The sequence below is a fragment of the Embleya sp. NPDC055664 genome, from assembly GCF_053618075.1.
Genome location: NZ_JBSHGZ010000007.1, coordinates 372,892 through 382,326, shown reverse-complemented (window position 1 = coordinate 382,326; position 9,435 = coordinate 372,892). Strand labels below are relative to the sequence as shown.

General features: G+C 73.6%; 7 protein-coding genes. 3 read left to right on the top strand and 4 right to left on the bottom strand.

Translation table 11 applies throughout. The features are described 5' to 3' along the window. Positions 1–115 precede the first annotated feature (115 nt). Positions 116–1,594, bottom strand: coding sequence for an MFS transporter (locus tag ACWGR4_RS16085; protein ID WP_452133868.1), 1,479 nt, complete (start codon positions 1,592–1,594; stop codon positions 116–118). A 113-nt stretch (positions 1,595–1,707) separates the two neighbouring features. Next, positions 1,708–2,085 carry a nuclear transport factor 2 family protein gene (locus ACWGR4_RS16080; RefSeq protein WP_380003480.1) on the bottom strand — a complete coding sequence of 126 codons (378 nt, stop codon included), beginning with the start codon at positions 2,083–2,085 and terminating at the stop codon, positions 1,708–1,710. Between the two features lie 210 nt (positions 2,086–2,295). On the opposite strand from ACWGR4_RS16080, the gene ACWGR4_RS16075 reads away from it, so the two are divergent. Next, positions 2,296–5,031 (top strand): ATP-binding protein, encoded by a 2,736-nt coding sequence (locus ACWGR4_RS16075; RefSeq protein WP_452133867.1) that lies wholly within the window; start codon positions 2,296–2,298, stop codon positions 5,029–5,031. 926 nt (positions 5,032–5,957) lie between these two features. Here the strand turns inward: ACWGR4_RS16075 and ACWGR4_RS16070 are convergent. Continuing rightward, positions 5,958–6,536 carry a TIGR03086 family metal-binding protein gene (locus tag ACWGR4_RS16070; RefSeq protein WP_380003478.1) on the bottom strand — a complete coding sequence of 193 codons (579 nt, stop codon included), beginning with the start codon at positions 6,534–6,536 and terminating at the stop codon, positions 5,958–5,960. A 90-nt stretch (positions 6,537–6,626) separates the two neighbouring features. On the opposite strand from ACWGR4_RS16070, the gene ACWGR4_RS16065 reads away from it, so the two are divergent. Beyond that, on the top strand, positions 6,627–7,421 hold the full coding sequence (locus ACWGR4_RS16065) for an AraC family transcriptional regulator (RefSeq protein ID WP_452133866.1): 795 nt from the start codon (positions 6,627–6,629) through the stop codon (positions 7,419–7,421). 106 nt (positions 7,422–7,527) lie between these two features. Beyond that, positions 7,528–8,766: a DUF2786 domain-containing protein gene (locus tag ACWGR4_RS16060; RefSeq protein ID WP_452133865.1), complete on the top strand. Its 1,239-nt coding sequence runs from the start codon at positions 7,528–7,530 to the stop codon at positions 8,764–8,766. Between the two features lie 10 nt (positions 8,767–8,776). Here the strand turns inward: ACWGR4_RS16060 and ACWGR4_RS16055 are convergent, their stop codons facing one another. Beyond that, a complete protein-coding gene (locus ACWGR4_RS16055) occupies positions 8,777–9,313 on the bottom strand; it encodes a winged helix-turn-helix transcriptional regulator (RefSeq protein ID WP_452133864.1) in 537 nt (178 codons plus the stop codon). Positions 9,314–9,435: the final 122 nt, after the last annotated feature.

Genomic DNA, 9,435 nt, shown 5'->3' with positions numbered 1-9,435 from the left:
TTTTTTTTTTTATACTCTGGGGGCTGCGCCCCTCCGGGGCCGCGCCGCCGGGGGGGCGCCCCCCCCGCCCCCCCCCCCGCCGCTCGTCTTTCCGCCGAGCCTCGGTCCGGGAAGCTCAGACCAACACCTCCGACTTGCCTACCGCCTCACCCACCACACCCGAGCCCGCTCGCCGCCCCGGCAGCAGCTGCACCAGCGCCGCGACCACCGCGCAGAAGGCCGTCAGCAGCCAAAGCCCGTTCACGAACGCGTCCCCGAAGGTGTCCGCCGTCGGCGCGTCGCCCAGCGTGTCGTAGAAGACGATGCCCACCAGGGCCACCCCCAGCGCCCCGCCCACCTGCTGTGCCGTGGACAGCAGGCCCGCCGCCGAACCGGCATGCCGCGCCCCGATCCCGGCCAGTACCGTCGCCGCCATCGGGCCCATCACCAGCCCCATCCCGAACCCGGTCAGCGCGAGCCCCGGGATCAGCCACAACGTCTCGTGCGTGTTCGACACCGTCTCCACGAGCGCCACCTGCCCCGCGCCCTGCACCAGCGCGCCGAGCGCCAGCACCTGCCGACCCAGCCCCGCCGCGATCCGCCCCGAGACCGCCGAGGACAGGAAGTACCCGACCCCGAGCGCGATGAACAGCAGCCCCGAGTCCAGCGCCGACATCCCGTGGCCCAGCTGTAGGTACAGCGCCAGGATCAGGAAGAACGCCGCGTTCACCAACCCGTACACCAGCGCCGTCGTGATGCCCACCGAGAACGGCCGCTCCCGGAACAACACCGGATCCACCAGCGGCGCGCCGGCGTTCCCGGCGAGCCGGCGCTGGTACAGCGTGAACGCGCCGAGCAGCAGCGGCGCGACGCCGAGCGACAACCAGGTCCACAGCGGCCAGCCCTGCTCCCGGCCCTGGACCAGCGGCAACACCACGGCGACCAGGCCGAGCGTGACCAGTACGGTGCCGACCGGGTCGAGCCGGGTGCCGCCCCCGCCGCGCGTCTCCGGAATCACCCTCGGGACCAGCACCAGCGCGACCAGCCCGACCGGGACGTTGATCCAGTAGATGCTGCGCCAGTCGAGCCCGAACACATCGGCCTGGATCAGCGCGCCCCCGATCAGCTGACCGAACACCCCCGCGAAGCCCATCGCCAGCCCGTACGCGGTGAACGCCTTGACCCGCTGCTCGCCCACGTAGAGCACATTGACGATGCCCAGCACCTGCGGCATCAGCAGCGCCGCCGCCGCGCCCTGCACCACCCGGGCCGCGATCAGCGTCTCCGCGTTCCCGGCCAGCCCGCAGCCGGCCGATGCGATGGTGAACAGGGCCAGGCCGATCGCGAACATCCGCCGTCTGCCGTAGATGTCGCCCAGTCGACCGGCGGTGATCAGCCCGGCGGCAACCGCGAGGCCGAAGCCCGCCACCACCCATTGGATCGCGGCCGGCGTGGCGTGCAGGTCCTCCTGCGTGGCGGGGATCGCGACGTTGACGATGAAGAAGTCCAGCGTGGTGATGAAGATCCCGGCGAGCAGGACCAGCAGCGCGCCCCACGACTGCCGGGGCGTCGATGTCGCGGCGTCGGGAACGATGGCCGTCGTGGTGGCGGACATGGGTGGTTCCTTCCAAAGAAGAGGACGTAAAAGAAAAGGGCGTGCAAGAAAGAAGAGACGAAGGCCCGCGGGGCCGAGCTACCGTCGCCCGGCCCCGAGTCCGACGCGGCGACTCACAACCCCGCCGGCACCTTGTCCAGGAAGCCACTGACCCGCGCGATCCGGCCGTCCTCGGCGATGTGGATCACGTCGAAGCCGACCACGATGGCCTCCGCGCCCGCCGGGCCGAGGTTCCACGTGAAACGCGCCAGGTCGTGGTGCCCGTCGACGGCCCCGCCCAGGGTGAAGACCAGGTTCGGGAACTGGCTCTGCACCGCGCCGAGCGTCGCGTCGATCGCGTCGTGCCCGAAGGCCGACACCAGCGGGTCGACGTACCCGGCGTCCTCGGTGTACAGCCCCTCGACCAGCTTGCGCCGGGCGGCCGGGTCGGTCTCGTTCCACACGGCGATGTAGCGCTCGGCCAGGGCGGTGTAGTCGATGTTCGTGGTCATGGCGACCGTCCTTCGTGGGGTGTTCCGGGCTTCCGGCGGTTCCGGCGAGCTCCGTTGCCCATGAACCTACGGAGCCCCGAACCGACGGGAATCGGTCGCGCATAGGTACTTTGGCGCGCAGGAGTCGGTAGGTCCGTACCGGTATCGACGACCACACACCCGGACGGACGGACCGGCCACGGAGCGGGCGGACATGGGGGACGCATCGGCATGTTGTACGGACGAGACGCCGAGCTGGGCACGATCAACGAGCTGCTCGCCGCGGCCGAGGAGGGCCGCAGCGGCGTGCTCGTGCTCCGCGGCGAGCCCGGGATCGGCAAGACCGCCCTCCTCGATCGGGTGGTCGCCGACACCGACCTGCGGGTGATCCGCGGCACCGGCGTCGAATACGAGGCCGAACTTCCGTACGCCGGGCTCAGCCTGCTGCTCCGCCCCGCGCTCGGCGGCCTCGACCGGCTCCCCGAACCGCAGCGCCAGGCCCTCGAAGCCGCCTTCGGCCTGGCGGTCGGCGAACGCTCGGAGCCGATGTTCGTCGGCCTCGCGGTGTTGTCCCTGCTCTCCGAATACGCCGGCGACGGACCGCTCCTGTGCGTCGTCGACGACGCACAATGGCTGGACCGCGCCTCCGCCGACGCACTGGTGTTCGCCGCCCGGCGGCTGTACGCGGAGGGCATCGCGCTGATCCTCGCCGCGCGCGACGACCGCGACGCCTTCCCCGTCCCCGGCCTGCCCGAACTGCACCTGCCCCCGCTGCCGCCCGAGCAGGCGGGCGCGCTCCTGGACACCCACGCGGAGGATCTGAGTCCCGCCGCCCGCCACCGTGTGCTCGCCGAGGCCCGAGGCAACCCGCTCGCGCTGCTCGAACTGCCCGTGTCACTGGCCAGCGAACGGGCCGGGGACACCCTGCGGCCGGGGGCGCTGCCGCTGACCAGCCGGCTGCAGATCGCCTTCCACGGCCGGGTCACCCGGCTCGACGAGCGCACCGGGATGTTGCTGCTGCTCGCCGCGTGCGACGACTCCGGCGACCTGGGCGTACTGCTGCGCGCGGGCGCCGCGTTCGGCGCGGGCGCGGCCGATCTGGCCGGCGCCGAGGAGGCGTCGCTGATCGTCGTCGACGACGACCGGCTGCGCTTTCGGCATCCGCTGATCCGCGCCGCGGTACAGCAGCGCGCCCCGCTCGACCGGCGCCTGGCCGCGCATCGCGCGCTGGCCGCCGCGTTCGCCGCGCCCGACCACGCGGACCGCCGCGCCTGGCACCTGGCCGCCGCCGCGACCGGCGTGGACGAGGCGGCGGCGACCGCCCTGGAGAGCACCGGCGAGCGAGCCCGCGAGCGCAGCGGCCACCTCGCCGCCGCGCTCGCCTACGAGCGGGCCGCCCGACTGACCGAAGACGTCTCGGCCCGCACCCGGCGGCTGACCCTGGCCGCCGAGGCCGCCGCCGAGGCGGGCGAGTCGGACCGGGCCCGCACGTTCGCCGAACGGGCGCTGACCGGCGCCGCGGACGACGCCGTCCGGGCCCGGCTGTTGCACGTCCACGCGCTGGCCGACTTCTGGCAGGGGGCGTTCCCCAGCGCACACGAGCTGCTGCGCCGGGGCGCCGCGCTCGCCGCCGGATCCGACCCCGAGCGCGCGGCCCGGATGTTGCTCCAGTCCGTGCACACCGCGTGGTACCTGGGAGAGAGGCAACTGCGGGAGAGCATCGACGAGTTGGCCGCACTGACGCTGCCCCCGACGGCCCCGGTGACGCCGGTCGCCGCATTCGTGACCGCCGCCTTCCCGGCCGACGAGCACACCACCGAGCGCCCGGTGCTCGGCGACCTGGTCCGGGTCGCCCACGACTTCGGCGACGACGATCAGGGCGCCCTCCTGCTCGCCTGCGGCGTCGGGCTCACCCTGGGGCAGGACGTCGACGCGCACGACCTCGCGACGGTGCTCGCGGCCGACAGCCGGCGACACGGCGGCATCGGTCGACTGCCCACGATCCTGTTCTTCCGGGCCGAGACGGAGATCTTCGAGAGTCGACACACCAACGCGCTGGCCACCGCGACCGAGGCGCTGCGGATCGCCCAGGACACCGGACAGCGGCAGTGGATCAGCCAGTTCGAGAGTGTGCTGGCCTATCTCGCGGGCGTCGCCGGCGACGAGGAAGCGGCACACCGGCACGCCGACGCGGCGCTGACCGGCGGCGTCGGCAGCGCGATGCCCGCCGGCGCACCCTGGTCGGCCTGGGCGCTGGGCCTGCTCGACCTGGGCCTGGGTCGCCCCGACGCGGCGCTCAACCGGCTGGAACAGCTCACCCGCGAACCGATGCGCCATCACATCTGCGCGACCCGCTCCGTCCCCGACCTCGTCGAGGCCGCGGTGCGCGCCGGCGACCCCGACCGGGCCCGCGAGCCGCTGGACCGCTTCGAGCGTTGGGCGCACCGGGCCGGCCGCCCATGGGCCGACGCCCTGGTCCTGCGCTGCCGCGCGCTGCTCGCCGGCGACGAGGAGGCGGAGCGGTCCTGGCTCGCGGCGCTGGCCCGGCACGAGGGCGAGCGCCGGCCGCTGGAGCGGGCCCGGACCGTGCTGCTGTACGGGGAGTGGCTGCGCCGCATGCGCCGCAAGACCGAGGCGCGCGACCGCCTGCGTACCGCCCTGGCCGAGTTCGACCGGCTCGACGCCCGCTCCTGGGCCGATCGGGCCCGTACCGAACTGGGCGCGATCGGCGGCAGCGCCACCCCGCGCGGCCCGCGACCCGCCGGCGTACTCGCCCTGCTCACCCCGCAGGAGCTACAGATCACCCGGCTCGCCGCGCAGGGCCTGTCCAACCGCGACATCGCCGCCCAGCTGTTCCTGAGCCCGCGCACGGTCGGACACCACCTGTACAAGGCCTATCCCAAGCTCGGCATCGTCTCCCGCACCGAACTGACCACGATCCCGGAGCTGACCACCTCGACCGGCTGAGCCGGCCGAATCTCGACCACCCACCCGCATCCGGCGCGGCCACCCCGCCACCACCTCGCGCAGCGCCGGATGCTCGGCCCCGCCACCGGCGCCGATGTGCTCGTACACCCCGCGCAACACCTCCGCGCCGCCGGCCGCCCACAACTCCTCGGCGGCCCGGGTCAACCCGAAGTGGAACCACGCGAAGTTGACCGCTCCGTGCTCGAACGAGCGCTCCATGTCCGCGAGTTCGCGCAGCGGGGCAACCTCGACCGGCAGGTCGTCCACGGTCGAGGTGAAGGTCCGCAGGACCGGCAGCAGATCCGGCTCGACCTCGTGCGCGTAGCCGACCATGGCCAGATTCGCGTGCAGCTCGGCGATCCACATGCCGGGATACGCCGGCCAGACCTGGTCCTGGAACAGGTGGGTCAACTCGTGCACCGCCACCAGGTCGAAGTACGGCCGCAGCGCGAGCGGTTCCCCGTACACCTCGCGCAGCCGCCGCACCGTGCCGGCGCCCAGATGCGGCCGCAGTCCCGCGTACAACCGTGCCCCGAACCAGCCGTCGTCGGCGGCCACCCGCAGGTGGTCCCCGCTCCCCTGCGGCGTCCCGTACAGCGGCACCGTCGCCACCGCGTCCCAGTCCTCCGCGTCCGCCACCGACAACCGCACCCGCGCCGCGAACCCGAGTCGCTCGCCCAACCACGCCGCGGCCCGGTCGACCCGCCCGGCCACGAACGCGGCCCGCAGCTGCGCCCCCGGGCTGTGCCGGACCGTGCTCGCGAAGCCGTCGAGTGTCGCCATCGTTGCCACGCATACCTCCGGAAGGGATCGGCGGCCACCATAGGCACAGCCGATCCGCCCCCGCGCGGATTTCCCGACGCCGCGACGACCCGCCCGGTCACCGGCGGAATCGAGCCGACCCGCCTCCGCCCGCCCGACCCCGGTCAGGGCGTCCAGCGCGGATCCCGCCCCGAGGCGGCCAGCGCCCGCTCGAACGCGCTCGCGTCCGCGAAGCCCGCCACCTCCTCGGCGAAGCCGGAGTACTCGCGGTACATCGACGCGTACTTCGCCACGACGGCCTCGATCCCCTCGCCCAACTCGGTCGACGCCCGGTAGTCCTGCCCGGTCGCCCGGGCCACGTCCCAGCCGTGCAGGACCAGCTCCGCGAGCAACATCGCGGCGATCTCCGGCGCGGGCATCGTGCCGCCCCCGCCGAAGTCGATCTCGCCCTCCCACACCGCCGGATCGGCCCAGGCCGCCACACCCCGCCCCAGCTGCGCGGCGTAAGCGTCGGCCCAGTCCGGCTCGGCGACGAAGTCGCGCGCGATCAGGTCCTCGGGCAACTCCCGACGCAGCGCCCGATGCTCCAGGCCGTGCGAGGTGTACACCACCCAGTGGTTGATCAGCGCGCGCAGGTCGTAGTCGGTACACGGCGTCGGTCCTGCGGCGGGCGCGGGGGCGACACCGTGGGCGATCCGGTCGGCTTCTGCGGCTGCTTCGACGAACAGGTGGTGAATATTCATGGAAACGACGCTATGGCCCGCTCCCGTGACCGGTCTTGAACAAACGCGACAGCCCGAGCCGATGTCACCGGCGCCGGCTACCGTGGCCGGATGAGGCTTCCCTACCGCCCACGCGGAGTGCTGCGCGCCGACGCCGCGCCCGGCCACCGCGTGAGCCTCTACGAGCCGGCCGCCGACCTGGCGCCGTTCGTCGAGCACCACTGGATCGTGCACTGGGACCTGCGCGGACGGGCGCCCTTCCGGCAGAAGGTGCTCTCGCACCCCAACGTGCACGTGGTCTTCGAGCAGCCGTTCCCGGCCGTCTACGGCGTGGTGCGCGACATCTTCGAACGGGAGCTGAGCGAGGTCGGCCACGTGTTCGGGATCAAGTTCCGCGCGGGCGGTTTCCGGCCGGTCCTGGGCGCCCCCGTGGCCACGCTGACCGATCGGGTGGTGCCCGCGGTCGACCTGTTCGGCCCGACGGTCGTGGCCGCCGGCGAGCGGGTGCTGGGCGCCGCCGCCGAGCGGGAGCGGGTCGCCCTCGCCGAGACCTGGCTGCGCGGCGCGCTGCCGGCGACCGCGACCGATCCCGCGGTGGCCGAGACCGCCGCGATCGTCGCGCGGATCACCACCGCCCCGAACCTGTTCCGGGTCGACGACCTGGCCGAGGAGGTCGGCGTCCCGGTCCGCCGGCTCCAGCGCCTGTTCGCCGAATACGTCGGGGTCGGCCCCAAGTGGGTGCTCCGCCGGGCCCGGCTCCAGGAGGTCGCCGAGCGGGCCGAGCACGGTGCCGGCATCGACTGGGCGGCGCTCGCGGCCGACCTGGGCTACGCCGACCAGGCGCACCTGACCCGCGATTTCACCGCCGCCGTCGGCACCGCGCCGAGCCGCTACGCCCGCGCCTGAGCGCCCCGCCCCGCCCGCAGCCGTGAACGGGGCCGTGAACCCAGCCGTGAACGGGGCCACACCCGGGCCCGGCTCGTTCGGGCGCCGGAAATGCAATCCTTGACGGGTGTCCTCCACGCTCGTCGAAACCCAATTCCATGCCGTCCTGAGCGCGTCCGACGACGCCCTGGCGGACGCGATCGATCTCGGCGCCTCTCTGCTCGCGGCCTCCGCCGCCGACTGGCCCGACGTCTCGCGCGCGGTGCTCGCGCTGTACGAGCGCACCGCCGACGGCTGCCGCCGCCGCGGCTGGGAACCCGCCGACGTGGTCCGCGCGGTCACCCGCGACCTGGGCGAGCGACACGCCCCGATCGCCGCCGACCTGGTCGCCGCGCAGGCCCGGGGCTACGCGGGCACCGGCCGCCGCTGGACCGCCCAGGTGCGCGAGCTGAACGCAACGATCCCGTGGTGGAGCGCCGACGACGCCTACCTCACCGAATTGGGCGCCCGCGAGGGCCTGGACCGCTTCGGCACCGCCGCGCGCGTGCTCGAACTGCTCCGCTCGATCGCCCGGCTGCCCGCCATCGAACCACTCACCGCCGCGACCTTCCGGGAACCGGAGCGGACCCGCCCGGCGACCGGCGAGGAGCGCCAACTCGGCCGCGTGCGCGCCCTGTTGGCGAAGGCCGAGTCGACCGAATACCCGGAGGAGGCCGAGGCCCTCACGGCCAAGGCCCAGGAGTTGATGACCCGGCACCGGATCGACGAGGCACTGCTCGGCGTCGGCGCGGACGCGGCACACACCCCCGGCGCCTGCCGGATCGGTGTGGACAACCCGTACGAGGGCGCCAAGGCGCTGCTGCTCGACGCGGTCGCCGACGCCAACGGCTGCCAGGCGATCTGGTCCGGCGCGCTGGGCTTTTCCACCGTGGTCGGCTTCGACTCCGACCTGGACGCGGTCGAGTTGTTGTACACCTCGCTCCTGGTCCAGGCCACCGCCGCGATGAACCGGGCCGGCTCGCACCTGCACGACTCCGGCCGGGCCCGGCGCACCAAGACCTTCCGCCAGTCGTTCCTGATCGCCTACGCCGACCGGATCCGCGAACGGCTGACCGCCGCCGAGGAGGAGGCCGTCGCGGACGCGAACGCGGCCTCCGACAACCGACTGCTCCCGGCACTGGCCGCCCGCGAGGTCGCGGTCAAGGAGAGCACGGAGCGCATGTTCCCCACCCGCACCACGCACCGCCTGCGCGGCCGGGACGCCGACGGCTGGCGGCACGGCAAGGCCGCCGCCGACCGGGCCGACCTCGGCACTCGCGACCGCCTGGAACGCGGCGACCGCGCCGGCGAGCCGAGCCGAGGCTAGGCCGGCCCCGCTACCAGGGCCCGCGCTGCGCCGGCACCGTCGACGCGCGGGCCCCGCATCGCCCCTCGGCCACCGCCCGATGCGCCTGACGCGGCGTCATACCCGGTCCGGTCAACGGCTCGACGTCCTCCAGGTGGAGCGGGTCGCCGCATACCGAACAGACCACCTCGGCCTGCGCCTCGTGCCCCTCCGAGCCGCCGTGCCGATAGACCACGGGCGGCCCGTCCTCATCCGCCAGCCAGGTGTCGCCCCACCGGCCGATCGCCACGAGCACGGGAAAGAAGTCGCGCCCCTTGGCGGTCAGCACGTACTCGTGCCGGGGTGGCCGTTCCTCGTAGGGCACCCGATCGAGCAGGCCCTCCTCGACGAGCAGATTCAGCCGCTGGGCGAGCACGTTGCGGCCGATGCCCAGATTCTCCTGAAGATCCTCGAACCGCCGGACCCCGTAGGACGCTTCGCGCAACACGAGCGGCGTCCATCCGTCGCCGAACAACTCGAGGACGCGGGCGATGGAGCACGGCCAGGTTCCGAACGAGGTCCGCTTCATGCCGCCACATTACTGAGCGGGGGGGGGGGGGGCGGCGGGGGGCGGCCCCCCCCCCCGGGGGTTTTATGAAAAACCATTAGAATTCGGGTTTAAAAAGACTTAGCGGCAAGCATACCACGCCG